The sequence below is a fragment of the Streptomyces sp. NPDC031497 genome (genome assembly GCF_055580905.1).
The window spans coordinates 1-25,091 of record NZ_JBVIKO010000011.1; the positions used below are offsets into that span (position 1 = coordinate 1).

Sequence of the window (25,091 nt, forward strand, 5' to 3'; positions counted from 1 at the left end):
GTTGATAGGCCGGATCTGGAAGCACCGTGAGGTGTGGAGGTGACCGGTACTAATAGGCCGAGGGCTTGTCCTCAGTTGCTCGCGTCCACTGTGTTAGTTCTGAGGCAACGACTGTTGCCGGCTAGAGCTGAACACACAATTAAAAAGTGTGCTTGTTCGCTCGAAACCATTAGGGTTTCGGTGGTCATAGCGTGAGGGAAACGCCCGGTTACATTTCGAACCCGGAAGCTAAGCCTTACAGCGCCGATGGTACTGCAGGGGGGACCCTGTGGGAGAGTAGGACACCGCCGAACAATCTTTGAGGACCCCTGGTCACCAGCGTTCAGCTGGGACCAGGGGTCCTTTTGTTTTTACAATGCTTGCGGTACCGAAGACAGGAGTCACCATGTCCACCAACTCTCCCGACGAGCGACCGGAGCGCGACCAGCGGCCACGGGACAGTGGTGACCGTGGTGACCGTGGTGGATACCGCGGAGACCGCAACGACCGCAGCAACGACCGCGGAGACCGCGGCGGTTACGGCCGTCGCGACGACAATCGTGGCGGCAGCAGCGGCGGCTACGGTCGCCGCGACGACAACCGCGGTGGCGGATACGGCCGTCGGGACGACCGTCGTGGTGACGAGCGTCGCGGCGATGACCGTGGCGGTTACGGCCGTCGCGATGACAACCGCCGTGACGACAACCGGCGTGATGACAACCGTGGTGGTGGCTACGGTCGGCGCGATGACAATCGTGGCTCCCGCCCGGCGTTCCAGCGGGACGACCGGCGCGATGACAGTCGTGGTGCCGGCGGTGGTTATGGTGGCCGTCGGGACGACAACCGCGGTGGTGGCGGTTACCGCGGCCGGGACGACCGCCGCGACGACCGTGGTGACCGTCCGGCGTTCCGTCGTGATGACCGCGACGACCGTGGCGGTCGCAGTGACCGTGGCGACCGTCCCGCCTTCCGTCGGGACGACAACCGCGGTGGCGGTGGCGGTGGCGGTGGCTACCGGGGCCGGGACGACCGGCGCGACGACAATCGTGGTGCCGGCGGTGGTTACGGCGGCCGTCGGGACGACAACCGGGGCGGCGGCGGTGGCTACCGCGGCCGGGACGACCGGCGTGACGACAATCGCCGTGATGACAACCGGCGTGATGACAACCGTGGTGGTGGCTACGGTCGGCGTGATGACAATCGTGGCTCCCGCCCGGCGTTCCAGCGGGACGACCGTGGTGACCGGGGTGGCTTCCGCCGCGACGACCGTGGTGACCGTCCCGCCTTCCGTCGTGATGACCGCGACGACCGCGGCGGACGGAGCGACTTCCGTCGGGACGACAACCGGGGCGGCGGCGGTGGCTACCGCGGCCGGGACGACCGTCGGGACGACCGGCGTGACGACCGCAGGGACGATCGGCGCGATGACAGCCGTGGTGGCTTCCGAGGCCCCCGCAGCGACGATCGAGGATATGGCCCTCGGCGAGACGATCGCCGCGACGACCGCCGGGACGACCGAGGCGGCTTCCGTCGGGACGACAACCGGGGCGGCGGCGGTGGCTACCGCGGCCGGGACGACCGGCGTGACGACCGCAGGGACGACCGGCGTGGCGACGACCGGCGTGGTGGCGGTTACGGACGCCGTGACGAGCGTGAGCGTGACCGGGACCGGGAGCCGATCAAGCGGCTGCCCATCCCGGAGGACGTCACCGGCGACGAGATCGACAAGGACGTACGCCAGGAGCTGCAGAGCCTGCCCAAGACGCTCGCGGAGGACGTCGCCAAGAACCTGGTGATGGTCGCGCGGCTGATCGACGAGGACCCCGAGGGCGCGTACGGCTACTCCAAGGTGGCCCTGCGACTGGCGTCCCGTGTCGCCGCCGTGCGTGAGGCCGCCGGGTTCGCCGCGTACGCGAACCAGAAGTACAGCGAGGCGCTCGCCGAGTTCCGGGCCGCGAAGCGGATGACCGGCGGCGTGGACCTGTGGCCGGTGATGGCCGACTGCGAGCGGGGGCTCGGGCGGCCGGAGAAGGCGCTGGACATGGCCGGCGCCCCCGAGGTGCACAAGCTCGACAAGGCCGGCCAGGTCGAGATGCGGCTCGTCGCCGCCGGTGCCCGGCGTGACATGGGGCAGCTGGACGCGGCGATCGTGACGCTGCAGAGCCCCGAGCTGGCGTCCAACTCCGTGCAGCCGTGGACCGCGCGGCTGCGCTACGCCTACGCCGACGCCCTGCTCGCGGCCGAGCGTGTGGGTGAGGCGCGGGAATGGTTCGCCAAGGCCGTCGAGGCCGACCGGGACGGCAGCACGGACGCCTCCGACCGACTGGCCGAGCTGGACGGGGTCGAGTTCGTCGACGCCCTGAACGACGAGGACGAGGACACGGCCGAGGAATCGGCCGAGGACGCGGACGACGACGTGAACGACGATGCGGACGACGACGCGGACGAGTCCGAGGAGATTCTCGGCGAAGCCTCGACCGCGGCCGAGGCGGACTCCGAGGCCGAGGCCAAGCCCGTGACCGAGGCCAAGCCCGTGACCGAGGCCAAGCCCGTGACCGAGGCCAAGCCCGCGACCGAGGCAGAGTCCGAGGCCGACAAGGACTGATCACGGCGTTCGACAGAGGGCAGGCTCCGACCGGGGCCTGCCCTTTCTCGTTCTCGTCGCCGCTCTCAGTCGTTCTCAGTCGTTCTCCGTCGTTCTCAGCCGTCCTTAGTCGTTAGTCGTTCTCAGATGTCGAGCGCCCGCAGCACCAGCCCCGAGGCCGGCTTCGGGCCGAACGACGTCGACTTGCGGGGCATCGTCACGCCCTGGCGGGCCAGGTCGCGGACGATCTCCTCGTGGACCGGGTGCAGGAGAACGGCCGTACTGCCGGCGCGTTCGGCCTTGGCGACCGTCGCCGCCGCGTCGTGGATGTACGCGATGTGCGCGTTGGAGTCCTCGGGGATGCGCCAGACGTGGTCGAGGAGCGTGGCGTGCAGGACGGTCGCGTCGAGCGTGCGCCAGGCGGCCGGGCGGTCGGCGGGGATCGTACGGGCCAGGAGATCCGGGTCCGGGCGGTCGACGAGGTGGAAGGTTCCGTCGCCGGCCAGCAGGAACGCGTTGCCGGCGCAGGCCGCGTCCGCGAGCGCCTCCTGGGCCTCCGGCAGGGGGACGTCGAGCCGGCGTACCCGGAAATGGTCCTGCACGGCCGCCAGTGCGTCCGCCACCGGCAGGCCGTGCAGCAGGCGGTGGATGGCGCGGACACGCAGCGGGTAGCGCGCGGTGTCGACCAGGAGGACCAGGCCGTAGTCCCAGGGGCTGGGGGAGGCGTGCTCCGCGCGTAGACGCAGGTAAGTGGCCCAGCGGTGGTGGCCGTCGGCGATCAGGGCCTGGTGGTGGGACAGGTCGGACTGGACACGTGCCACCTCGGCGGGGTCGGTGACCGACCAGAGCCGGTGGTGGAAACCGTCCTCCGTGGTGGTGGCGAGAAGCGGGGGGCGGTCGGCCGCCGCTTCGACGACCTCGGCGGCCGCGCCGTTGCCCCGGTAGGTCAGGAGCAGGGGTTCGAGGTTCGCGGAGGTCGCGCGCATCAGGGCCGCGCGGTCGGCGACCACCGGGGGCATGACCTCCTCGTGCGGCAGCACCACGCCCTCCGACGGTTCCGAGACCCGCAGGGCGCCGATGACCCCGCGCTGGAGCATGCCGTTGCCGTCGTGCTGCTCGTAGACGTACAGGCCGGGTTCGGGGTCCGTGGTGAGGATGCCCTCGGCCTGCCAGCGCTTCAGCGTGTCGGCCGCCTGTTCGGTACCGGCGCTGGGGGTACCTGCCTGGGGCAGGATCAGTCGGACGATGTTGTGCGGGTCGGCGGACTGGAGGTGGTGTACGCCGTCAGGGCGTACGACGACGTCGTACGGCGGGGAAGTGACGGCGGCGAGGCTGCCGACCCGGTCGGGGTCGTAGCGAAGGCCTCGGAACGGGTTGAGTTCCAGGCCTCGGCGCTCCGTTGCTTCCGAGTGACCTGCAGTGTTCATCCCGGCATCGTACGTGTGTCAGTGGCGTGCGGGATGATCGGTGGGGAAAGGCGGGACAACGAAGAGTGACGAGGAGCGATGGGGAATGAGCCAGGGTGTCAGGACAGGTCCCGAGGGCAGCGGACAGGCTCTGAGCACGGCGTATGACACGGCGCTGCTCGATCTGGACGGCGTGGTGTACGCGGGCGGCAGCGCGATCGAGCACGCAGTGGAGTCGCTGGCGGCGGCGCGCGCGGGCGGGATGCATTTGGCGTACGTCACCAACAACGCGCTGCGCACGCCGGATGCGGTCGCCGGGCATCTCACCGAGCTGGGGATCCCGACCGGGGCCGATGATGTCATCACCTCGGCGCAGGCGGTCGCGCGGCTGATCAGTGAGCAGGTGCCGGAGGGCGCGCGGGTGCTGGTGATCGGCGGCGAGGGGCTGCGGGTCGCCCTGCGGGAGCGCGGGCTGGAGCCGGTGGACTCCGCCGACGACGACCCGGCGGCCGTCGCGCAGGGGTACGGCGGCCCTGACCTGGCGTGGGGGCGGTTCGCCGAGGCGTCGTACGCCGTCGCGCGCGGGGTGCCGTGGTTCGCGTCCAACACCGATCTGACGATTCCCAGCGGTCGCGGGATCGCACCGGGCAACGGCGCGGCGGTGGAAGTCGTCCGGATCGCGACGGGTGCCGAGCCGCAGGTGGCCGGCAAGCCGCTGCCGCCGATGCACCGGGAGACGGTCCTGCGGACGGGTGCGAAGCGGCCGTTGGTGGTCGGGGACCGGCTGGACACCGACATCGAGGGCGCGTTCAACGGCGGGGTCGACTCGCTGCTCGTCCTGACCGGCGTCACCGACGGGCGCCAGCTGCTCGCCGCGCCGCCGCAGCACCGGCCGACCTACGTCGACGCCGATCTGCGGGGGCTGCTCACCGGCCAGCCGGAGGTCACGGCGGCGGGCGACGGCTTCCGGTGCGGTGGCTGGACGGCCACGGCAGGGGCGGACCGACTGGAGCTGGCGGGGGACGGCGAGGCCCTCGACGGGCTGCGGGCGCTGTGCGCGGCGGCCTGGACGGCGGCCGGGGACGGCTCCTGCGAGTTGGACGGAGGCAAGGCGCTGGCGCGGCTGGGGCTCTGAGGCCGCGCTGCTCACCGGGACCGGGCATCGTGAGCGAAGGGGAGGGTAGGCTAACCTAACCGGGTGTTGGTCGACAGTCCTCCCGAACAGCGCGCGGAGACCGCCCCCGCGCCCCCGACCCGCCGGGCGATACGGACCCTTGGGCTCCTCGTCTCCGTCGCGATCCTGCTGCTCGTCGCCCTGGCGAGCATCGCGATCGGAGCGAAAGAGCTGCCGCTGGACCAGGTCTGGCACGGCCTGTTCCACGACACGGGGACCTACGGCGACGTGGTCGTCGACGAGCGGCTGTCCCGGACCGTCCTCGGTCTGCTGGCCGGCGCCGCCCTCGGCCTGTCCGGGGCGGTGCTCCAGGCGCTCACCCGCAACCCGCTCGCGGACCCCGGACTGCTCGGCATCAACGCGGGCGCGTCGGCCGCGGTCGTCACCGCCATCACCTACTTCGGCGTCACCACCCTCAACGGCTATGTGTGGTTCGCCTTCTTCGGGGCGGCCGCGGTGGGCGCGCTGGTGTGGTTCCTGGGCGGCAGCCGGGGCGCCACCCCGGTCAGGCTGGCGCTGGCCGGCACGGCGATCAGCGCCGCGCTCTACGGCTATCTCCAGGCCGTGATGATCACGGACGGCGCGGCGCTCAACAAGTGGCGTTTCTGGACGGTCGGTTCGCTGGCCTCCGCGAGCGACTCGACGATCGCGCAGGTGCTGCCGTTCCTCGCGGTCGGCACCCTGCTCGCCCTGGGCCTCGCCCGGCCGCTGAACGCGGTGGCGATGGGCGACGACACCGCCCGTGCTCTCGGCGCGAACCTGGGGCGCACCCGGGCCCTCGCCATGCTCGCCGCCGTCGTGCTGTGCGGCGCGGCCACCGCGGCCTGCGGCCCGATCGCCTTCGTCGGCCTGATGGTCCCGCACGTCGTGCGTTCCTTCACCGGCCCCGACCTGCGCTGGATCCTGCCGTACGCGACGATCCTGTCGCCCGTGCTGCTGCTCGGCGCCGATGTCGTCGGCCGGATCGTCGCCCGCCCCTCGGAGCTCCAGGTCGGCATCGTCACCGCGATCATCGGCGGGCCGGTCTTCATTCTTCTCGTACGACGGCGGAGGACGGCCCAGCTGTGAGGAACACTGCCGCGAAGACCACCGCCGCGGGAAGCACCGCCGTAAAGGTCACCGCTGCGAGGACGACCGCGCTGAAGAGTACGCGTACCCTGCGCACCCCCGGCGGGCTCTCCCTGCGGACGGACCTGCGCGCGCTGGTCGTTGTGACCGCGCTGCTGCTGGCCGCGGGTGCCGCGAGTGTCGTGCTGATCGGCACCGGCGACTTCCCGATCTCCTTCGGTGACGTGGTGAAGACGCTCGCCGGCAACGGCACCGCGGGCCAGGACTTCATCGTCAACGAGCTGCGGCTGCCGCGCGTTCTGGTCGGTCTGCTGGTCGGCGCCTCGCTCGGGCTCGGCGGCGCGCTGTTCCAGTCCATCTCCCGCAACCCGCTCGGCAGCCCGGACGTCCTCGGTCTCTCCCAGGGCTCGACGTCCGGCGCCCTGGTCGTCATCGTGCTGATGTCCGGGGACGCCGCCCAGGTCACGGTCGGCGCGCTGATCGGCGGTCTGCTGACTGGCCTCGCCATCTATCTGCTCGCCTGGAAGCAGGGCGTGCACGGCTACCGGCTGGTCCTGGTCGGTATCGGCGTCTCCGCGGTCGTCACCGCGGTCAACGGCTATCTGCTCACCAAGGCCGACTTCGTCGACGCGACGCGCGCGGTCGTCTGGATGACCGGCTCCCTCAACGGCCGTGACTGGAGCCAGGTCTGGCCGCTGCTCGCGCTGTGCGCGGTCCTCGTCCCGCTGGCGCTCGGCAACGCGCGCGGCCTCAGGATGATGGAGATGGGCGACGACGTGTCCAACGCCCTCGGGGTGCGCGTGGAGCGGGTACGGCTGCTGCTGATGGTGTCGGCCGTCCTGCTGACCGCGGCCGCCACCGCCGCCGCCGGCCCGGTCAGCTTCGTGGCGCTCACCGCCCCGCAGCTCGCCCGCCGTCTCACCCGCTCGCCCGGCCCCAACCTGCTGCCCTCGCTCTGCATGGGCGCCGCCCTGCTGGTCACCGCCGACTGGGCCTCCCAGCGCGCCTTCGGCGCCGACCAGCTGCCCGTGGGCGTGGTCACCGGTGTCCTGGGCGGCCTCTACCTGCTGTGGCTCCTCGTCACCGAACGCAGGGCGGGCCGGATATGAGCACGCGAGGCGGGCCGGATATGAGCGCGACCCCCCAGACAGACAGCAAGAGGAGCACAGTGAACCGCCTGTCCGCCGAGAACGTCACCCTCGCCTACGACCAGCGTGTCATCGCCGAACAGCTGTCGGTGGAGATCCCCGACAACTCCTTCACCGTGATCGTCGGCCCCAACGCCTGCGGCAAGTCGACGCTCCTGCGCGCGCTGTCCCGGATGCTCAGGCCCAGCCAGGGCCGGGTACTGCTCGACGGGCAGGTCATCCAGTCGATGCCGGCGAAGAAGGTCGCCCGCACCCTCGGCCTGCTGCCCCAGTCGTCCATCGCGCCCGACGGCATCACCGTCGGCGACCTGGTCGGCCGCGGCCGCTACCCGCACCAGGGCCTGCTGCGCCAGTGGTCCGCCGAGGACGAGCGGGTCGTCCAGGAGTCGATGGCCCAGACGGGTGTCGCCGAACTCGCCGACCGGTACGTCGACGAGTTGTCCGGCGGTCAGCGGCAGCGCGTGTGGATCGCCATGGCGCTCGCCCAGCAGACCCCGCTGCTGCTCCTCGACGAGCCGACCACCTACCTGGACATCCAGCACCAGATCGACGTCCTCGACCTCTGCGCCGAGCTGCACGAGGAGCAGGGCCGGACGCTGGTCGCCGTGCTGCACGACCTCAACCACGCGGCCCGCTACGCCACCCATCTCATCGCCCTGCGCGGCGGCGAGGTGATCGCCGAGGGCGCCCCGAACGAGATCGTCACCGCGGAGCTGGTCGAGGAGGTCTTCGGGCTGCGCTGTCAGATCATCGAAGACCCGGAGACGGGGACCCCGCTGGTGGTGCCGGCGGCCCGGAAGGCACGTGCGCGGGTCACGGTCACAGAAGCTTCCTGAGCCGGAACAGGTCCAGCAGGTTCGCGTCCAGCTTCACCCGGCCCGAGCCCCAGGCCCCGGCGAAGTTCAGCTCGCCGTCGACCAGGGCCACCAGGTCGTCGCCGGCCATGGCCAGCCCGATCTGCGCCTTCTCCCGCGGCGGCCCGGGGAACGTCTCCTCCACCTCGATCCGGCCGCCGGTGAGCCAGCCGGCGAAGGTGACGTCCAGGTCGGTGATGTGGCAGCTGACCGTGCGGTCCATGGCGGCGGCCGCACGGACGTCGCCCTCGGCGCCGCCCATGGTGTGGGAGAGCTTGTCGAGTGCGGCGCGGCACTCCTCGATCGTGGCCATCGCGACCGACGGTACCCCAGCGGTTCGAGGTAGCGTCGGGGCATGACCGACTCTGTGCCCGAGGGCCGGGTGGCGGAGACGGCGGAAGCGGTCCCGGCCGAGCCCGAGTACGACCCCGCCGCCCCTGCCCCGCTGAACGTCCCCCGCACCCCCACCGGCAACGCCGAGGTCGACGCCCAACTCGACCGGCTGGGCGACGCCGACCACCTTGCCACGGACGGGCATCTGGAGGTGTACGAGGATGTACACCGGGGGCTGCGCGACGCGCTCACCGCGCTCGACGCCCGCCCGGGACCTCCGGGCCCCCCGGCGCCCGCACGGCCGTACGGCGACCGGGCGCCCGCACCGTCGTACCACCAGAGCAGGAGCTGAACCGAACGTGGCAGGAGTCGCACGCCGCCGTCTGGACGCGGAGCTGGTCCGCCGGAAGCTGGCGCGCTCGCGCGAGCACGCCAGCCAGCTGATCGCCGCCGGGCGGGTCACCGTCGGCAAGGCCCTGGCGACCAAGCCGGCCACCCAGGTGGAGACCGCCGCGGCCATCGTGGTGCAGTCCGACGACGGCGATCCCGAGTACGTGTCCCGGGGCGGCCACAAGCTGGCGGGGGCGTTGGCGGTGTTCGTGCCGCAGGGGCTCGTGGTCGAGGGACGGCGGGCGCTGGACGCCGGCGCGTCCACCGGAGGCTTCACCGACGTGCTGCTGCGCGCGGGCGCCGCGCGGGTCGTCGCCGTCGACGTCGGATACGGACAACTCGCGTGGTCTCTGCAGAGCGATGAACGCGTCACCGTCAAGGACCGTACGAACGTACGCGAGTTGACGCTTGAAGCGATCGATGGGGAGCCTGTGGATCTTGTCGTGGGTGATCTGTCCTTCATCCCGCTCGGGCTGGTGCTGCCGGCCCTGACGCGGTGTGTGAAGCCGGACGCCGACCTGGTGATGATGGTCAAGCCGCAGTTCGAGGTGGGCAAGGAACGGCTGGGCAGCGGGGGAGTCGTACGGAGTCCGCAGCTGCGGGCGGAGGCCGTGCGGGGGGTCGCCGAGAAGGCGTGGGAGCTGGGACTCGGAACGAACGGTGTCACCGCCAGTCCGCTGCCCGGGCCGTCCGGCAATGTCGAATACTTTCTGTGGCTGCGGGCCGGGGCACCCCGACTGGACCCGGCCGACGTTGACCGTGCAGTGGCGGAGGGGCCGCGTTGACACAGAACCGAGCTCGTACTGTTTTCCTGCTGGCCCACACCGGGCGGCCTGCGGCGATCCGCAGCGCCGAACTCGTGGTCAAGGGGCTGCTGGCAGCCGGAGTCGGCGTACGGGTCCTGGATTTCGAGGCCCGCGACCTGCCGCTCCCCGAGGAGGTCGAGCTCGTCGAGGAGGCCTCGCCGCACAGCCTCGACGGCTGCGAGCTGCTGATCGTCCTCGGCGGTGACGGGACGCTGCTGCGCGGCGCCGAGTTCGCACGGGCCTCCGGGGTGCCGATGCTCGGCGTCAACCTCGGCAGCGTCGGGTTCCTCGCGGAGGCCGAGCGGGACGACCTCGACAAGGTCGTGGACCGGGTGGTGAGCAAGGCGTACGAGGTCGAGGAACGGATGACCGTCGACGTCGTCGTGCACCGCAACGGGGACATCGTGCACACCGACTGGGCGCTGAACGAGGCGGCCGTGCAGAAGGCGGGCGCCGAGAAGCTCCTCGAAGTGGTGCTGGAGATCGACGGGCGGCCGGTGACGGGGTTCGGCTGCGACGGGATCGTGCTGTCGACGCCGACCGGTTCCACGGCGTACGCGTTCTCGGCCGGCGGGCCGGTGGTGTGGCCGGAGGTGGAGGCGCTGCTGATGGTGCCGATCTCCGCGCACGCGCTGTTCGCGAAGCCGTTGGTCACGTCGCCGGACTCGGTGCTGGCGGTGGAGGTGCTGCCGCACATCCAGCCGGGCGTGTTGTGGTGCGACGGGCGGCGGACCGTCGAGCTGCCGCCGGGGGCGCGGGTCGAGGTCCGGCGAGGGGCCGTGCCGGTGCGGCTGGCCCGGCTGCATCACGCGTCGTTCACGGACCGGCTGGTGGCGAAGTTCGCACTGCCGGTCTCCGGGTGGCGGGGGGCGCCGCAGTAGCGGTTCGCGGCGGGTGGCCGGGGAACTCCGGCGGCCGCGGGTGGTTCGTGGTTGCTCGCGCAGTTCCCCGCGCCCCTTTGGGGCGCACCTCCACTCGCCCGGGTGACAGGGGGCCTCGCACTTCGTCGGCCCGACCTCGTAAGGTCTTCTCCGTGCTGGAAGAAATGCGGATACGGTCCCTCGGAGTCATCGACGACGCTGTCGTCGAGTTGTCGCCGGGGTTCACCGCCGTCACCGGTGAGACCGGTGCGGGCAAGACCATGGTGGTCACCAGCCTGGGGCTGCTGCTCGGTGGGCGGGCCGATCCCGCGCTCGTGCGGATCGGCTCCGAGAAGGCGGTCGTCGAGGGGCGGCTCACCGTGCCCCCGGGCACCTCCGCGGTCGTACGGGCCGAGGAGGCCGGCGCCGAGCTGGACGACGGGGCGCTGCTGATCAGCCGTACCGTTTCCGCCGAGGGCCGCTCCCGGGCGCACCTGGGCGGCCGGAGCGTGCCCGTGGGACTGCTCGCCGAGCTCGCCGACGACCTGGTGGCCGTGCACGGACAGACCGACCAGCAGGGCCTGCTGAAGCTGTCCCGGCAGCGGCAGGCCCTGGACCGGTACGCGGGCGACGGCGTCGCCGTGCCGCTCGCCAAGTACGGCGAGGCCTACCGGCGGCTGCGGGCCGTGGCGGTGGAGCTGGACGAGATCGTCACCCGGGCGCGGGAGCGGGCCCAGGAAGCCGACATGCTGCGCTACGGGCTCGACGAGATCGCCGCCGTGGAGCCGCGGGCCGACGAGGACGTCGAACTCGCCGAGGAGGCAGAGCGGCTCGGACACGCCGAGGCGCTGTCGTCGGCCGCGACCGCCGCGCACGCCGCGCTCGCGGGCAACCCCGAGGACCCCGAGGGCATCGACGCGGCCACCCTCGTCGCGGGCGCCCACCGCGCCCTGGAGGCCGTACGGTCGCACGACCCGGCGCTGGCCGCGCTCGCCGACCGGATCGGCGAGGTCGGGATCCTGCTCGGCGATGTGGCGGGCGAACTCGCCGGGTACGCCGACGACCTCGACGCCGATCCGCTGCGGCTCGCGGCCGTGGAGGAGCGGCGCGCCGCGCTCACCGCGCTCACCCGCAAGTACGGCGAGTACGGCGACGGCATCGGCGCGGTGCTGGCGTGGGCCGAGCGGGGCGCCGCACGGCTGACCGAACTCGACGGCGACGACGAGCGGATCGACGAGCTGACCGCCGAACGCGATGCCCTTCGTGCGGAACTGAGCGGCCTCGCGCAGGCGTTGACCGACGCGCGTACCGAGGCTGCCGCGCGCTTCGCGGCCGCCGTCACCGCCGAGCTGGGCTCCCTCGCGATGCCGCACGCGCGCGTGTCCTTCGACATCCGGCAGACCGAGGACCCGGAGGGCGTGGAGGTCGGCGGACGTACGGTCGCGTACGGCCCCTCGGGCGCCGACGAGGTCGAACTGCTCCTCGCCCCGCACCCCGGCGCCCCGCCCCGCCCGATCGCCAAGGGCGCCTCCGGCGGTGAGCTGTCCCGCGTGATGCTCGCGGTGGAGGTCGTCTTCGCGGGCACCGACCCGGTCCCGACCTACCTCTTCGACGAGGTCGACGCGGGCGTCGGCGGCAAGGCGGCGGTCGAGATCGGGCGCCGGCTGGCGAAGCTCGCCAAGTCGGCGCAGGTGGTCGTGGTCACGCACCTCCCGCAGGTCGCCGCCTTCGCCGACCGGCAGTTGCTGGTCGAGAAGACCAACGACGGCTCGGTCACACGGTCGGGCGTGAAGGTCCTGGAGGGCGAGGAGCGGGTCCGGGAGCTGTCCCGGATGCTCGCCGGCCAGGAGGACTCGGAGACGGCGCGGGCCCACGCGGAGGAGTTGTTGGCCACGGCTCGGGCGGACAGGCCCTAGCGGGGCTGCCTGGCCGGCGCCGGGAGAAGGGGCCGGCGTGGTGGCTGCTGCGTGGCCGGTGGAGCGAAGAGCCGGGCCAGCGTGTCCAGGGGGGCGTCCAGGGCGTTCAGCGAGTCCATGGCCGCCCGCGCCGCCTGTGCGGGGGCGGCGGGACCGGGCGGTGCCGCGGGGAGCGGTTCGTGCTGCTGGTCCGCGGCCGGAGGACGGCACGATGACGGTGCTGGTCGGACCCGGAGTGGCGCGGACGGCGGAACTCCTGGCGGGCCGGCTGCGCACGGCCGCGCGTGCCGAGGTCTGGGTGGCCAACGTCAACGGGCCCGACCAGGTCGTGGTCTCCGGCAGCCCCGCAGGCGTCACGGACCTCACGGAGCGGGCCACGGCAACCGGCGCGCGAACGATCCGCATCCCGGTCGGCGGGGCTTTCCCCACCCCGCTGATGGCGGCCGCCCGGTCCCGCCTCGCCACCGCCGTCGCCCGCACCCCGGTCCGTCCCGGACGGTGCCCGGTGATCGCCAACGTCGACGGCCTGGCCCACCAGGGCGACGCTCCTGCCGTCTGGCGTGCGCGGATGGTCGGCCAACTGGTGCTGCCGGTGCGCTGGTCGGACTCCATGGCGACCCTGGCCACCCTGGCCACGCGGCCCGGCGGCCCGGTGCGTCTCGTCGAGGTGGGCCCCGGCAGGACCCTGACCGGCATCGGGCGCCGCCTGCCGCCGGCGCAGGTCCCGGTGCACCCGGTGGCCACCCCGGCCCAGGTGGCGCCCTCGTCGCCGACGGCCGGCCGGGCCGGACGGCGGTCCGGGACCGGGGTGTCGCGGGTACGCCGGCCGGGTGAAGCCGGACGAACGACGAGGCCCGCGTGGCCCGTCGCCGGAACACGCTCTGACCTTGGCACGCGGGTCCCGGCAGGTTCGGCCGGTGCGGGACCTCCTTCACCCGTACGGGTGGCGTGCTCCCGCGCATTGCCCCGGCCTGCCACCCCGTCCGGCTCCCCGGGTTCCCGGAACACCCGTACGTCCTGGCATCCTTGCGGGGACGCGGTGCCCGGCGGAGGCACGCCCGGTGACCCCCTCGGCCCGATACCTTCTCCACGTACCCTCGTGACCGTCCGACGCCGAACACAGGAGCCCGGCTGCGTGAGCCCCGTGAGCAGCAACGCATCGCACGGTCAGTCGCCGCTGCGCACCGTGCAGGTGCTGGGCGGTGGCAACGCCGGCAGCAGTGCGCACGTGCGTTCGCTCGCCGCCGGTCTTGTCGCACGGGGCGTGCGGGTCACGGTGTGCGCCCCCGTCGAGGCCGACCGCGCCTACGACTTCTCGGGCGTCGGCGCCGACCACGTCCACGTACCGCGCAGCAGTGACCCGGGGTCGGTGGCCGCGTTGCGCGCCGCCTGTACCGACGCCGACCTGGTGCACGCGCACGGTCTGCACGCCTCCTTCCGCGCCGTGCTGGCGCTCAGCGGCCGCCGTACCCCGCTCGTCGTCACCTGGCACAACCGGGCCGAGGCCGAAGGCGCCCGGGCGCATCTGCTGCGGATGCTGGAGCGCCGGGTGGTGCGGACGGCCGCCGTGGTGCTGGGCACCACCTCCGACCTGGTGGACCGGGCCCGCCGTACCGGCGCCCGGGACGCGCGGCTCGCCGCCGTGACGCTGCCCGGTCTGCGGCGGCCCGTGGAGCAGGAGGACGCGGACCGGCTGCGGCCCAAGGTGCGGGCCGAACTCGGTGCCATGGGGCGGCCGTTGCTGATCGCCGTCGGCTCCCTCGACCAGCACCGCGGTTACGACGTGCTGCTGGACGCGGCGCGGGCCTGGTGCCGGCTCGATCCGGTACCGCTGCTCGTCATCGCGGGGGAGGGGCCGCTGCGTACGGTGTTGCAGCGGCGGATCGAGGACGAGGAGCTGCCCGCCCGGCTCATCGGCCGCCGCGAGGACGTCACCGAACTCCTCGCGGCCGCCGATCTGGCACTGTTGCCCAGCAGTTGGGAGTCGCGTTCGGTGCTCGCCCAGGAGGCGCTGCACGCGCGCGTGCCCCTCGTCGCGACCGCCGTCGGCGGTATCCCCGACCTGGTGGGCGACGCGGCCGAACTCGTCCCGTACGGCGACGCGACCGCCCTCGCCGGCACCGTGCTACGACTGCTCGGCGACCCCGAACGCTGCGAGGAACTGCGGGAGAAGGGCGCCCGGCAGGCGGCGAGCTGGCCGACGGAGGACGAGACGGTGACCCAAGTGCTCAGCGTGTACGACGAGTTGACCCAGCCCCGGCCGCTGTAGCCCTAGGGGACGTGCCGGCGGGCCCGCAGGGCGAGGCTCAACGCCAGTACCACCTGGGGGTCGTCGAGGTCGGTGCCCAGCAACTCGCCGATGCGGGCGAGGCGGTTGTAGAGGGTCTGCCGGTTGAGGTGGAGTTCGCGGGCCGTCTCCGCCTTGCGGCCGGCGTGCGCCAGGTAGGTCTCCAGGGTGGGCAGCAGCGGCGGCCTGGAGCGGTTGTCGTGGTTCTGGAGCGGGCCGATCGCCCGGTCCACGAAGGCCGCCAGGTCGGGGTGGTCGCGCAGCCGCCACAGGAGAAGGTCGATGTCGAGGCGGCGGGCGTCGTACCAGGGGCGGTCGGAGAGGCCCTGGGCCGCCGTCGCCGTCTCGGCCGCGTGCCGCAGGCCCGCCGAGGCGGCCGCCCAGCCGCCGGCCACCCCGACCACCACGACCGGGGGAGCGGCCCCGGGGCGCTGCATCCCGGCGCGCTCCACGCCCGCCCGCAGCGCCGCCGCGACCCGGTCCGCGACCGTCGTCCGCTCCGTCTCCGAGCGCAGGCCCAGCAGGAGCGGGACGCGGCCCTCCACCGGCCGTACGCCGAGGAGCACGGGCACGCCCACGGCCGCCAGCTCCTCGCCGACCGCCCGCGCCAGCACCGCCCAGCCCCCGCCCGGGGACAGCGAGTCGCCGACCCGCATGACCACCGGCAGCAGCGGGCTGCTGCCGGGCTTGAAGCCGAGGACGCGCGCCTGGGCCGGGGCGTCCGCCGCGGTGATGCGGCCCTCGGCGAGGTCGGTCAGGAAGTCGCCGCGGCCGCGGGCCGCCAGCTCCTCCTCCTGGCGGGCCTGCATCAGGACGACGGCCAGGATGCCGGCGGCCCGCTCGGCGGCGATGCGGTGCACCGGGGTGAGCGGCCCGCGTACCGGGAGCAGCACCAGCCGGGCGCGCACCGAGCCGGTCCCCGGCCCGCCGCCCGGCACGTCCACCAGGACCGCCCCGGTCGGCGGCGACGCGTGCTTGTGCGGGCCGCGCAGCCCCTCCCACACCTGGAGCGGATCCGCTCCCTCGGGCCCCGACCCGGCGGCGTACAGCAGCTGGCCGTCGGTGGTCTCCAGGAAGACCGGGTTGCCGCAGAAGTCGGCGAGGATCGCGAGGACCTGGGGGACCCCGCCACCGCCCAGCAGGGCCTCGGTGCAGCGCCGGTGCACCTCCTCGGCGCGCTGGAGGAGCGTGTAGTGGTGGTTGACGATCTCGGTGTGGATCTCCTCCGTCACCGTCACGAAGGGCACCTCGCGGTGCAGCACCACCAGCGGCAGCCCGGTCGCCCGGGCGGTGTCGACGAGGGTGGCGGGCAGCCGGGAGAAACGCGGGCCCAGCTCCACCACCAGGGCGGCGATGCCCCGCTCGGCGAGCGTGCGCACGAACGCCCGCTGGTCGCCCGGCCGGGTGCCCAGCCCGTAGCCGGTGGTGAGCAGCAGCTCGCCGCCCTTCAGCAACGAGGCGATGTTCGGCACCTCGCCGGCGTGCACCCAGCGCACGGTCCGGCCCAGCCGGTCGGCGCCCGCCAGGATCTCCGGGAGCCCGCTGCGCAGCCCGGGCAGCTCCAGCGCCCGCTGCACGGTGATCCCGCCCCGGGTGTCGAATCCGCTGTCCGTACCGCTGTCCATGGAGCGGACGCTACCTGGGCGAACGCCTTCTGGGCACCTTCCGCTAGAGCGGTTCGATGTTGTGGTTGAAGCGGAAGACGTTGTCGGGGTCCCAGGTCCGCTTCACCTTGCCGAGCCGCAGCGAGTTCGCCGTGCCCAGGCCGGCCCGTACCCGGTCGGGGCCCTCGTCGCCGATGAAGTTGAGATAGACGGCGCCGGTGGACCAGGGCCGGACGGCGGTCCGGACGCCCCGCACCCAGGCCATCGCCCGTTCGTCGGCGGCGGGGTCCGCCCACATGCCGAACGGGTGCACGGCCCAGGACGCGCTCCGGTACGGCACCGGGTACTCGGCGGGCCCGGCCGCGATCGCGCCGCCCTGCGGGAACAGCACGTGCTGGGTGCCGGTCGGCACCGGCATGCCGTCCGCGCAGGCGCAGTAGGCGTCCACCGCCTCGTCGGGCAGCTCGGCCAGATACTCGGCCGACCAGTAGTTCCGCAGCCCGGACGGGAAGTCGAGCATGCACTGGACCTCGGTGTACGGCATCGGGCCGACCACTTCCGCCTCGTGCGGAAGCGCCAGCAACGGCTCGGCGACCTTCCGCAGGCCCTCCTCGCCGCCGGCGTAGGTCACCAGGGCGACGCACACCAGCTTGCCCACCAGGTGCTCCGGTACGAACGGCAGCGGCGGGCCGGTGAGGTACTGCACCACGCCGGCGGCCTCGTCGGGGCCGGTGCGGATCACCTCGCGGAAGGTGCGTACCGCGTCCGGGCCGGACTGCGGCGCATAGAGCAGCAGCGCGATCGAGAAGGCCGGCACCTCGTGCAGTTCGAGGGTGAGGGCGGTGGCGACGCCGAAGTTCCCGCCGCCGCCGTGCAGGGCCCAGAAGAGCTCCGGGTTCTCGTCGGCGCTCGCGCGCACGCGCTCGCCGTCGGCGGTGACCAGCTCGACGCCGAGCAGGTTGTCGACGGCCAGGCCGAAGGCGCGGTCCAGCCAGCCCGTGCCGCCGCCCAGCACGAAGCCGCCCACTCCGGTGGTGGGGGCCCGGCCGCCGGTGGTGGCGAGGCCGTACGGCTCGGTCGCCCGGTCCAGGTCGCTCATCGTGGCGCCGCCCTGCACCCGTACCGCCTCCGCCGCCGGGTCGACGGTCACCGTGTGCATCCGGCGCAGGTCCACCACGAGCGCGCCGTCGCCGCTCGCCGAGCCCGCCACGCTGTGGCCGCCGCCGCGCACCGCGATCGCCAGGTCGAGCTCCCGGCCGAAGCGCACCGCGCGCACCACGTCCGCGTCGTCGGCGCACTGGGCGATGACGGCAGGCCGCCGGTCGATCATGGAGTTGAAGACGGTACGGGCGTCGTCGTACCCGACGTCCCCCGGCGCGAACACCGCACCGACCAGGTCCTCACGCAGCGCGGCAAGCGCCGTGTGCGCCTTCGACGGGGGAGCCATGGCCGCCCCCTTCCGAAAATGGGGAGTCGCTCTCCACCAGCCTAAGCGTGGGCGCCCCGTCAGGGGCGCGGGGAAGTGTCGGACATGCGGCTGCCGCCGCGTGGGCGCGACCGGCCACAGCGGACGCGCGGACACCCGACCACCCGCACCTAGCCCCCGTAGGCCCCCGACGCCGTGAGGCGAAGCGCCGTGTCGATCAACGGCACATGGCTGAACGCCTGCGGGAAGTTCCCCACCTGCCGCTTCAGCCGCGGATCCCACTCCTCCGCGAGCAGTCCGAGGTCGTTCCGCAGCGCGAGAAGCTTCTCGAACAGCTTGCGGGCCTCGTCGACGCGGCCGATCATCGCGAGGTCGTCCGCCATCCAGAACGAACAGGCCAGGAACGCCCCCTCGTCACCGGGAAGGCCGTCGACGCCCTCGTCGCCGCCCGAGGTCGGGTAGCGCAGGATGAAGCCGTCCGAGGTGGACAGCTCGCGCTGGATCGCCTCGATGGTGCCGATGACCCGCTTGTCGTCCGGCGGCAGGAAACCCATCTGGGGGATCAGCAGCAGCGACGCGTCCAGCTCCTGCGAGCCGTACGACTGCGTGAACGTGTTCCGCTCCTTGTCGTAGCCCCGCTCGCAGACGTCCCGGTGGATGTCGTCGCGCAGTTCCTTCCAGCGCTCCAGCGGCCCGTCCGCGTCCCCGGACTCGATCAGCTTGATGGTGCGGTCCACGGCGACCCAGGCCATCACCTTGGAGTGCACGAAGTGCCGGCGCGGCCCGCGCACCTCCCAGATGCCCTCGTCCGGCTCGTCCCAGTGGTCCTCCAGGTAGCGGATGAGCTTGAGCTGGAGGAGGGAGGCGTAGTCGTTGCGGGCCAGGCCCGTCATGTGCGCCAGGTGCAGGGCCTCGATGACCTCGCCGTACACGTCCAGCTGGAGCTGGTGCGCGGCGCCGTTGCCGACCCGGACCGGGGTCGAGTTCTCGTAACCGGGCAGCCAGTCCAGCTCGGCCTCGCCCAGCTCGCGCTCGCCCGCGATGCCGTACATGATCTGCAGGTTCTCCGGGTCGCCGGCGACCGAGCGGAGCAGCCACTCGCGCCAGGCGCGGGCCTCCTCGCGGTAGCCGGTCCGCAGCAGCGAGGAGAGGGTGATGGCCGCGTCACGCAGCCAGGTGTAGCGGTAGTCCCAGTTGCGGACGCCGCCGATGTCCTCGGGCAGGGAGGTGGTGGGCGCGGCGACGATGCCGCCCGTCGGGGCGTAGGTCAGGGCCTTCAGCGTGATCAGGGAGCGGATCACCGCCTCGCGGTACGGGCCGTGGTACGTACAGTGCTCGACCCAGTCCCGCCAGAACTCCTCGGTCGCCTCCAGCGACTGCTCGGGCTCCGGCAGCGCCGGCGGCTCCTTGTGCGAGGGCTGCCAGGAGATGGTGAACGCGATCCGGTCGCCGGGGGCGACGGTGAAGTCCGCGTAGGTGGTGAGCGCCTTGCCGTAGGTCTCCGCGGAGGTGTCGAACCACACGGAGTCGGGGCCGGCGACGGCGACCGTACGGCCGTCGTGCTTGTGCACCCACGGGACCACCCGGCCGTAGGAGAACCGCATCCGCAGCACCGAGCGCATCGGCACCCGGCCGGTGACGCCCTCGACGATGCGGATCAGCTGGGGCGCGCCGTCACGCGGGGGCATGAAGTCGGTGACCCGGACCGTGCCGCGCGGGGTGTCCCACTCCGACTCCAGGATCAGCGAGTCGCCGCGGTAGGTGCGGCGGGCGGCGGTCGGCGGCTCGGAGTCGGCCGCGTGGGCCGGGCCGAGCCGCCAGAAGCCGTGTTCCTCGGTGCCGAGCAGACCGGCGAAGATGGCATGCGAGTCGAAGCGGGGCAGGCACAGCCAGTCCACCGTGCCGTCCCGGCAGACCAGGGCAGCGGTCTGCATGTCTCCGATGAGTGCGTAGTCTTCGATGCGCCCGGCCACGTGCAACTCCAGTCGAACGGCCACGTCACCCCCCAGGCAAAAGGGGGCTGTCGCTAGTGCGGTCAAGGGGGGTTGTTGTTGTGCGTCGTTAAGCGGTGAAGCAAAGCAGCCCGCCGCGCCCTGAGGCAAAACGACAGTCATAGCTCAACGAACTGCCAAGCTCTCGTTGTTCCGGGGATGACGGGCGGGGGTGTGCCGTGTTTTCCGGCCGGCTCGGCAGCGAGTGTCCGAGCAGGATACGACGCACGTAGATGATCTGCGTGCCGCTCCGGGCAACCCGTGTGGTCCGAATGGGTGAGCCCTGAGTGAAAACACGGTAAGCCAGGCCCCACGTCTGTGCCGATGTGTGTACGGAGCGTGGTCGGAAGCCATCTCTCCGCGGCGCTGATACCCTGGTAGCCCGTGGACCGGTGGGCACGAAACCCCCGAACCGCCGCGACGGCACCCCCGGAAACCTCCGGAGGGCGGCCGTACCGCATGACAGACCGCGACCACGGGAGCACCCTCTTGGCCATGCCGCCGAAAACCACGACGACCAAGCACATCTTCGTCACCGGGGGTGTCGCCTCCTCGCTCGGCAAGGGCCTCACCGCCTCCAGCCTGGGCATGCTGCTCAAGGCCCGCGGCCTGCGTGTGGTGATGCAGAAGCTCGACCCGTACCTGAACGTCGACCCGGGCACGATGAACCCCTTCCAGCACGGTGAGGTGTTCGTCACCAACGACGGTGCCGAGACCGACCTGGACATCGGCCACTACGAGCGTTTCCTCGACCGCGACCTGGACGGCTCCGCCAACGTCACCACAGGTCAGGTCTATTCGACGGTGATTGCCAAGGAACGGCGCGGCGAGTACCTGGGCGACACCGTCCAGGTCATCCCGCACATCACCAACGAGATCAAGCACCGCATCCGCCGGATGGCCACCGACGAGGTGGACGTCGTCATCACCGAGGTCGGCGGCACGGTCGGCGACATCGAGTCGCTGCCGTTCCTGGAGACCGTCCGCCAGGTCCGCCACGAGGTCGGCCGGGACAACGTCTTCGTGGTGCACATCTCGCTCCTGCCGTACATCGGCCCGTCCGGCGAGCTGAAGACCAAGCCCACCCAGCACTCGGTGGCCGCCCTGCGCAACATCGGTATCCAGCCGGACGCGATCGTGCTGCGCTGCGACCGCGAGGTCCCCACCGCCATCAAGCGCAAGATCTCGCTGATGTGCGACGTCGACGAGGCCGCGGTCGTCGCCTGCCCCGACGCCCGCTCGATCTACGACATCCCGAAGACCGTGCACGGCGAGGGCCTGGACGCCTACGTCGTCCGCAAGCTGGACCTGCCGTTCCGCGATGTGGACTGGCGGACCTGGGACGACCTGCTCGACCGCGTCCACAACCCCGACCACGAGATCACTCTCGCCCTGGTCGGCAAGTACATCGACCTGCCCGACGCCTACCTCTCGGTCACCGAGGCGCTGCGCGCCGGCGGCTTCGCCAACAAGGCCCGCGTGAAGATCAAGTGGGTGACGTCGGACGACTGCAGGACCCCGGCGGGCGCCGCAGCGCAGCTCGCCGACGTCGACGGCATCTGCATTCCGGGCGGCTTCGGCGACCGCGGTGTGCTCGGCAAGGTCGGCGCCATCCGCTACGCCCGCGAGAACAAGATCCCGCTGCTCGGCCTCTGCCTGGGTCTGCAGTGCATCGTGATCGAGGCCGCGCGCAACCTGGCCGACATCCCGGACGCCAACTCCACCGAGTTCGACTCCGCCACCGGCCACCCGGTCATCTCCACCATGGCCGAGCAGCTGGACATCGTCGCCGGCGAGGGCGACATGGGCGGCACCATGCGCCTGGGCATGTACCCGGCCAAGCTGGCCGAGGGCTCCATCGTGCGCGAGGTGTACGACGGCAAGGAGTACGTCGAGGAGCGGCACCGGCACCGCTACGAGGTGAACAACGCCTACCGCGCGGAGCTGGAGAAGAAGGCCGGCATCCAGTTCTCGGGCACCTCCCCGGACGGCAAGCTGGTCGAGTACGTCGAGTACCCGCGCGACGTCCACCCCTACCTGGTCGCCACCCAGGCCCACCCGGAGCTGCGCTCCCGCCCGACCCGCCCGCACCCGCTGTTCGCGGGCCTGGTGAAGGCCGCGGTCGCCCGTCAGCAGGCCGAGGTCGAGCAGCCGAATTCGAAGTGACACACCGGTTGTACGGTGGCCGGGGTGCATACCTTCAAAGGGTGGGCACCCCGGTTTCATCCGGCCGGTCTTCTTCGCCGGTCTTTCGGAAGCGTGTGTGGAAGGGCAGGGCATGACGATCAAGGACACCCCCGAGGAGTGGGAGATCCGGGCGACGGAGACCCCCTTCGTGGGCAACAAGACCTCCGTCCGCACGGACGAGGTGGTCATGCCCGACGGCTCGGTGGTCCGCCGCGACTACCAGGTGCACCCCGGCTCGGTCGCCATCCTGGCCCTCGACGAGGCGGACCGGGTGCTGCTCATCCGCCAGTACCGGCACCCGGTCCGGCAGAAGCTCTGGGAGATCCCGGCCGGCCTGCTCGACATCCCCGGCGAGAACCCGCTGCACGCCGCCCAGCGCGAGCTCTACGAGGAGGCGCACGTCAAGGCCGAGGACTGGCGGGTGCTGACCGACCTGTACACCACCCCCGGCGGGTGCGACGAGGCGGTACGGATCTTCCTCGCCCGGGACCTGTCCGAGGCCGAGGGGGAGCGCTTCGCGCCGGAGCACGAGGAGACCGACCTGGAGTACGCGCGGGTGCCGGTCGGCGAGCTGGTGCGCCTGGCGCTCGCGGGTGATGTGCACAACAACTGCCTGGTGACCGGTGTCCTCTCGCTGGTCGCCGCCCGCGCCGGCGACGGCCTCGACATGCTGCGCCCGGCCGACGCGCCCTGGCCGGCCCGTCCCTTCGCGTCCTGACCCCTCCCATCAAGCGATCCGGTGTGACCATCGCCTGATCCGATCGGGCGATGCGCCCGCCGCGCTCCACCCGGAACGTCCGTGCACGTGAACTAGGCTCGACGCGATTGAGCCGAAACGCCCGAACCGGAGTCCCGGCGGGCATGCGTGTGCGGTGGGACGGGAGTGTGGCCCGTGACGGATCAGGCGGTGGACACAGGCGGCGCACGAGTGTCGGCGCCCGCGGCCACGGACGACGAATTCCTGGGCCGCACAAGGGAGTTGAAGGAACTGCGCGCCGACATCGAGCGCGCGGGCCTGGACACCATCGCCGGCCGCAAGGCCCCTCGCGCCCGGGTCCTGCTCATCGCGGGCAGACCCGGCTCCGGCCGCACCGCCCTCGCCGGGGAACTCGTCCGACAGGTCGCCGCCGACTACCCCGACGGGGTGCTGCGCGCCCGCCTCGCCGAGCCCGACGGCACCCCCGTCCCCATCGAGCGCACCGCCCGCGAACTCCTCACCGCCCTGCGGCTGCCCACCCCGGCCGGAGCCGCCGAGGACGACCTCACCCACGCCCTGCGCACCGCCCTCGCCGGGCGCCGGATGCTGCTCCTCCTCGACGACGCGCCCGGCGCCGAACACGTCGACGCGCTGCTCCCGGACACCCCGGACTGCCTGGCCGTCGCCGTCTCCGGCGGCCCGCTCACCGGGATCTCCGACGTCCGCCCGTGCACCCTGGGCGGCCTGGACACCAAGTCGGCCGTGGAGTTCCTCGCCCGGTACACCGGCTCGGTCCGCATCACCGTCGACCCGCGGTCCGCCGAGGCGCTGGTCGAGGTGTGCCAGGGGCAGCCCGCCGCGATCGCACTGGCCGGCGGCTGGCTGGGGGCACACCCCAAGGTGGCCGTCTCCGACCTCGCCAAGCGGCTGCACGCCGACCCCGAGGACGGCACCGCCCTCGCCCGGGTCTTCCGGTTCGTCCACGACGACCTGCCCGCCCAGACCGCCCGGATACTGCGACTTCTCTCACTGGCCCCGGCCGGCCTGGCCGACCCGCACACCGCCTCCTCCCTGGCCGGCTGCTCGGTCGACACCGCCCGCACCGCCCTGGACGAGCTGGGCCGCCTCAACCTGCTGCGTCCCGTGGCCACCCAGCTGCCCCAGTACGAGGTTCCCGGCTGTCTGCACCCCCTGCTCCGGGGGCTGGCCGAGACCCAGGAACGCGCCGGGGAACTCCAGCTGGCCCGGGCCCGGATGCTGGAGCGCACGGTACGGCTGCTGCAGTCCTGCCGGGCGATCACCGAGACCGACAATCCGCAGGCCCGCGAGAAACTCCAGGCCCTGCCCCGCGAGCTGCGCTTCCCCACCCCCCGGGCCGCGGCGGACTGGCTGCGGGACCGGCGCCCGGCCCTGCTCGCCGCGGCCCGCGCCGCGGTCGCCGACGGCGAGCTGGACACCCTGGCCCGCCGGCTGATGTCCCAGCTGGTCAAGGCCATGGCGGCACACCTCGGCACCCAGGCGGCCGCCCCCGACCTGTACGGGATCCACCGGCTCGTCCTGGATGTCGCCGAGCGCCGCCACCTGCCCCGCGAGCAGGCCGCGGCGCTGCTGAACCTGGCCGACCTGGACGCGCAGACCGGACGTACGACGGACGCACTGGTGCGCTATCGGTCCGCTTTGGACGCCGGACGCAGAGCAAATGACCCGTACGCGACCGGCCGCGCAATGGAATCCGTAGGTGGTGCCTACCAGGAGCTGGGGGACTACGACCGGGCCGCCGACTGGTTCGGCCGCGCCCTCGCCCAGCGCCTCGCCCGCGACGAGCGCGCCGAGGCCGCCCGGCTCTACGGCCGCATCGCCGGCGCGCACACCTACGCGGGCCGTTACGGCGAGGCGCTGCGCGGCTGGCGGGCGGCCGTGTCCGGACACCGCAAGAACGGCGATGTGGCCGCCCAGGCGCGGGCGTTGAGCGAGCTGGCCCGGGTCCAGGAGTACGCCGGCCGGCCCGCCGAGTCACTGCGCACCTGCCAGGAGGCGGTCGAGTGGGCGCGGCGGGCCGAGGACACCCGGCTCCAGGCCGCGCTCCAGCTGCGGCTCGCCGACACGCTGGAGCGCCTCGGCGACTCCACCGCAGCGAGCCTGCACCGCTCCGCCGCCGAGCGCATGCTGGGTGAGGAGCCTCTCGACCAGGACTCCAGCCCGGAACAGAGGGATAACACCTGCGAAATCCGTAGCGAGTCCGGCGAAGATTGACGCAATGAAAGGCTAGACAGCCGGAACGCCTTCATTAAACTGGCTCTGCCGCCGGTTCTCCTGCGGTGTCTCCTGGTGTGTTCCCGCATGCCGGGTATGTGCTGCTGTGCCCCCACACCCTCTGAGCC

General features: G+C 72.6%; 19 protein-coding genes, 1 rRNA gene and 1 pseudogene. 16 read left to right on the forward strand and 5 right to left on the reverse strand.

Annotation, left to right across the window (positions count from 1 at the left end; genetic code table 11):
- Positions 1-176: 176 nt before the first annotated feature.
- The 3 genes from rrf (at position 177) to ACZ5K7_RS23245 (ending at position 2,584) form a co-directional block, all read left to right on the forward strand.
- Positions 177-293, forward strand: a 5S ribosomal RNA gene (rrf, locus tag ACZ5K7_RS23235).
- Positions 294-449: 156 nt separating this feature from the next.
- Complete coding sequence (locus tag ACZ5K7_RS23240) at positions 450-1,775, forward strand: hypothetical protein (protein ID WP_468916118.1); 1,326 nt, start codon at positions 450-452, stop codon at positions 1,773-1,775.
- Positions 1,667-2,584: a tetratricopeptide repeat protein gene (locus ACZ5K7_RS23245; protein WP_468916096.1), complete on the forward strand. Its 918-nt coding sequence runs from the start codon at positions 1,667-1,669 to the stop codon at positions 2,582-2,584. The genes ACZ5K7_RS23240 and ACZ5K7_RS23245 overlap by 109 nt, the downstream gene beginning before the upstream one ends.
- Positions 2,585-2,706: 122 nt before the next feature.
- On the opposite strand, the gene ACZ5K7_RS23250 is transcribed toward ACZ5K7_RS23245, so the two are convergent.
- Positions 2,707-3,990 carry a DUF1015 family protein gene (locus ACZ5K7_RS23250; RefSeq protein WP_468915708.1) on the reverse strand — a complete coding sequence of 428 codons (1,284 nt, stop codon included), beginning with the start codon at positions 3,988-3,990 and terminating at the stop codon, positions 2,707-2,709.
- 85 nt (positions 3,991-4,075) lie between these two features.
- Here ACZ5K7_RS23250 and ACZ5K7_RS23255 point away from each other — a divergent pair, with 85 nt between their 5' ends.
- The 4 genes from ACZ5K7_RS23255 to ACZ5K7_RS23270 all read left to right on the forward strand — a co-directional run bounded on the left by ACZ5K7_RS23255 (position 4,076) and on the right by ACZ5K7_RS23270 (position 8,195).
- Positions 4,076-5,104, forward strand: a complete 1,029-nt coding sequence (locus ACZ5K7_RS23255) for an HAD-IIA family hydrolase (RefSeq protein WP_468915710.1) — start codon at positions 4,076-4,078, stop codon at positions 5,102-5,104.
- Positions 5,105-5,167: 63 nt separating this feature from the next.
- Complete coding sequence (locus tag ACZ5K7_RS23260; RefSeq protein ID WP_468915712.1) at positions 5,168-6,211, forward strand: FecCD family ABC transporter permease; 1,044 nt, start codon at positions 5,168-5,170, stop codon at positions 6,209-6,211.
- 71 nt (positions 6,212-6,282) lie between these two features.
- Positions 6,283-7,320: a FecCD family ABC transporter permease gene (locus ACZ5K7_RS23265; RefSeq protein ID WP_468916099.1), complete on the forward strand. Its 1,038-nt coding sequence runs from the start codon at positions 6,283-6,285 to the stop codon at positions 7,318-7,320.
- Between the two features lie 20 nt (positions 7,321-7,340).
- Complete coding sequence (locus ACZ5K7_RS23270; RefSeq protein WP_468915713.1) at positions 7,341-8,195, forward strand: ABC transporter ATP-binding protein; 855 nt, start codon at positions 7,341-7,343, stop codon at positions 8,193-8,195.
- Here the strand turns inward: ACZ5K7_RS23270 and ACZ5K7_RS23275 are convergent.
- Entirely contained in the window at positions 8,179-8,526 is a 348-nt protein-coding gene (locus ACZ5K7_RS23275; protein ID WP_468915714.1) for a sterol-binding protein, read from the reverse strand. The two genes, ACZ5K7_RS23270 and ACZ5K7_RS23275, sit on opposite strands and share 17 nt — an antisense overlap.
- A gap of 42 nt (positions 8,527-8,568) precedes the next feature.
- On the opposite strand from ACZ5K7_RS23275, the gene ACZ5K7_RS23280 reads away from it, so the two are divergent.
- The 6 genes and pseudogenes from ACZ5K7_RS23280 (at position 8,569) to ACZ5K7_RS23305 (ending at position 14,787) form a co-directional block, all read left to right on the forward strand.
- On the forward strand, positions 8,569-8,898 hold the full coding sequence (locus ACZ5K7_RS23280; RefSeq protein WP_351699482.1) for a hypothetical protein: 330 nt from the start codon (positions 8,569-8,571) through the stop codon (positions 8,896-8,898).
- A gap of 7 nt (positions 8,899-8,905) precedes the next feature.
- Complete coding sequence (locus ACZ5K7_RS23285) at positions 8,906-9,721, forward strand: TlyA family RNA methyltransferase (RefSeq protein ID WP_468915715.1); 816 nt, start codon at positions 8,906-8,908, stop codon at positions 9,719-9,721.
- A complete protein-coding gene (locus ACZ5K7_RS23290; RefSeq protein ID WP_351699486.1) occupies positions 9,718-10,623 on the forward strand; it encodes an NAD kinase in 906 nt (301 codons plus the stop codon). The genes ACZ5K7_RS23285 and ACZ5K7_RS23290 overlap by 4 nt, the downstream gene beginning before the upstream one ends.
- Before the next feature lie 164 nt (positions 10,624-10,787).
- The gene (recN, locus tag ACZ5K7_RS23295; protein ID WP_351700660.1) at positions 10,788-12,518 is read left to right on the forward strand and encodes a DNA repair protein RecN; all 1,731 of its coding nucleotides are present in this window, start codon (positions 10,788-10,790) and stop codon (positions 12,516-12,518) included.
- Positions 12,519-12,729: 211 nt separating this feature from the next.
- Positions 12,730-13,128: pseudogene (locus ACZ5K7_RS23300) on the forward strand (ACP S-malonyltransferase); the annotation flags it as partial.
- A gap of 525 nt (positions 13,129-13,653) precedes the next feature.
- The gene (locus ACZ5K7_RS23305) at positions 13,654-14,787 is read left to right on the forward strand and encodes a glycosyltransferase family 4 protein (protein ID WP_468916102.1); all 1,134 of its coding nucleotides are present in this window, start codon (positions 13,654-13,656) and stop codon (positions 14,785-14,787) included.
- A 2-nt stretch (positions 14,788-14,789) separates the two neighbouring features.
- Here ACZ5K7_RS23305 and ACZ5K7_RS23310 read toward each other — a convergent pair whose 3' ends face one another.
- The 3 genes from ACZ5K7_RS23310 to ACZ5K7_RS23320 all read right to left on the reverse strand — a co-directional run bounded on the left by ACZ5K7_RS23310 (position 14,790) and on the right by ACZ5K7_RS23320 (position 19,808).
- Complete coding sequence (locus tag ACZ5K7_RS23310; protein ID WP_351699492.1) at positions 14,790-16,430, reverse strand: PucR family transcriptional regulator; 1,641 nt, start codon at positions 16,428-16,430, stop codon at positions 14,790-14,792.
- A gap of 43 nt (positions 16,431-16,473) precedes the next feature.
- On the reverse strand, positions 16,474-17,856 hold the full coding sequence (locus ACZ5K7_RS23315; RefSeq protein ID WP_468915716.1) for an FAD-binding oxidoreductase: 1,383 nt from the start codon (positions 17,854-17,856) through the stop codon (positions 16,474-16,476).
- A gap of 149 nt (positions 17,857-18,005) precedes the next feature.
- Positions 18,006-19,808, reverse strand: a complete 1,803-nt coding sequence (locus tag ACZ5K7_RS23320; RefSeq protein ID WP_351700663.1) for a glycoside hydrolase family 15 protein — start codon at positions 19,806-19,808, stop codon at positions 18,006-18,008.
- Between the two features lie 513 nt (positions 19,809-20,321).
- Here ACZ5K7_RS23320 and ACZ5K7_RS23325 point away from each other — a divergent pair.
- From ACZ5K7_RS23325 to ACZ5K7_RS23335, 3 genes are all read left to right on the forward strand, one after another.
- Positions 20,322-21,992: a CTP synthase gene (locus ACZ5K7_RS23325; protein WP_468915718.1), complete on the forward strand. Its 1,671-nt coding sequence runs from the start codon at positions 20,322-20,324 to the stop codon at positions 21,990-21,992.
- 112 nt (positions 21,993-22,104) lie between these two features.
- Positions 22,105-22,731: an NUDIX hydrolase gene (locus ACZ5K7_RS23330; RefSeq protein WP_351699498.1), complete on the forward strand. Its 627-nt coding sequence runs from the start codon at positions 22,105-22,107 to the stop codon at positions 22,729-22,731.
- A gap of 174 nt (positions 22,732-22,905) precedes the next feature.
- Entirely contained in the window at positions 22,906-24,963 is a 2,058-nt protein-coding gene (locus ACZ5K7_RS23335) for a tetratricopeptide repeat protein (protein ID WP_468915720.1), read from the forward strand.
- The last annotated feature ends 128 nt before the right edge of the window (positions 24,964-25,091 follow it).

Bases quoted from the DNA above. Each gene is read 5' to 3' on its own strand.
- ACZ5K7_RS23280 (WP_351699482.1), top strand. From the start codon at position 8,569: ATGACCGACTCTGTGCCCGAGGGCCGGGTGGCGGAGACGGCGGAAGCG.
- ACZ5K7_RS23330 (WP_351699498.1), top strand. From the start codon at position 22,105: ATGACGATCAAGGACACCCCCGAGGAGTGGGAGATCCGGGCGACGGAG.
- recN (WP_351700660.1), top strand. From the start codon at position 10,788: ATGCGGATACGGTCCCTCGGAGTCATCGACGACGCTGTCGTCGAGTTG.
- ACZ5K7_RS23250 (WP_468915708.1), bottom strand. From the start codon at position 3,990: ATGAACACTGCAGGTCACTCGGAAGCAACGGAGCGCCGAGGCCTGGAA.
- ACZ5K7_RS23315 (WP_468915716.1), bottom strand. From the start codon at position 17,856: ATGGCTCCCCCGTCGAAGGCGCACACGGCGCTTGCCGCGCTGCGTGAG.
- ACZ5K7_RS23325 (WP_468915718.1), top strand. From the start codon at position 20,322: ATGCCGCCGAAAACCACGACGACCAAGCACATCTTCGTCACCGGGGGT.
- ACZ5K7_RS23275 (WP_468915714.1), bottom strand. From the start codon at position 8,526: ATGGCCACGATCGAGGAGTGCCGCGCCGCACTCGACAAGCTCTCCCAC.
- ACZ5K7_RS23270 (WP_468915713.1), top strand. From the start codon at position 7,341: ATGAGCGCGACCCCCCAGACAGACAGCAAGAGGAGCACAGTGAACCGC.
- ACZ5K7_RS23310 (WP_351699492.1), bottom strand. From the start codon at position 16,430: ATGGACAGCGGTACGGACAGCGGATTCGACACCCGGGGCGGGATCACC.
- ACZ5K7_RS23255 (WP_468915710.1), top strand. From the start codon at position 4,076: ATGAGCCAGGGTGTCAGGACAGGTCCCGAGGGCAGCGGACAGGCTCTG.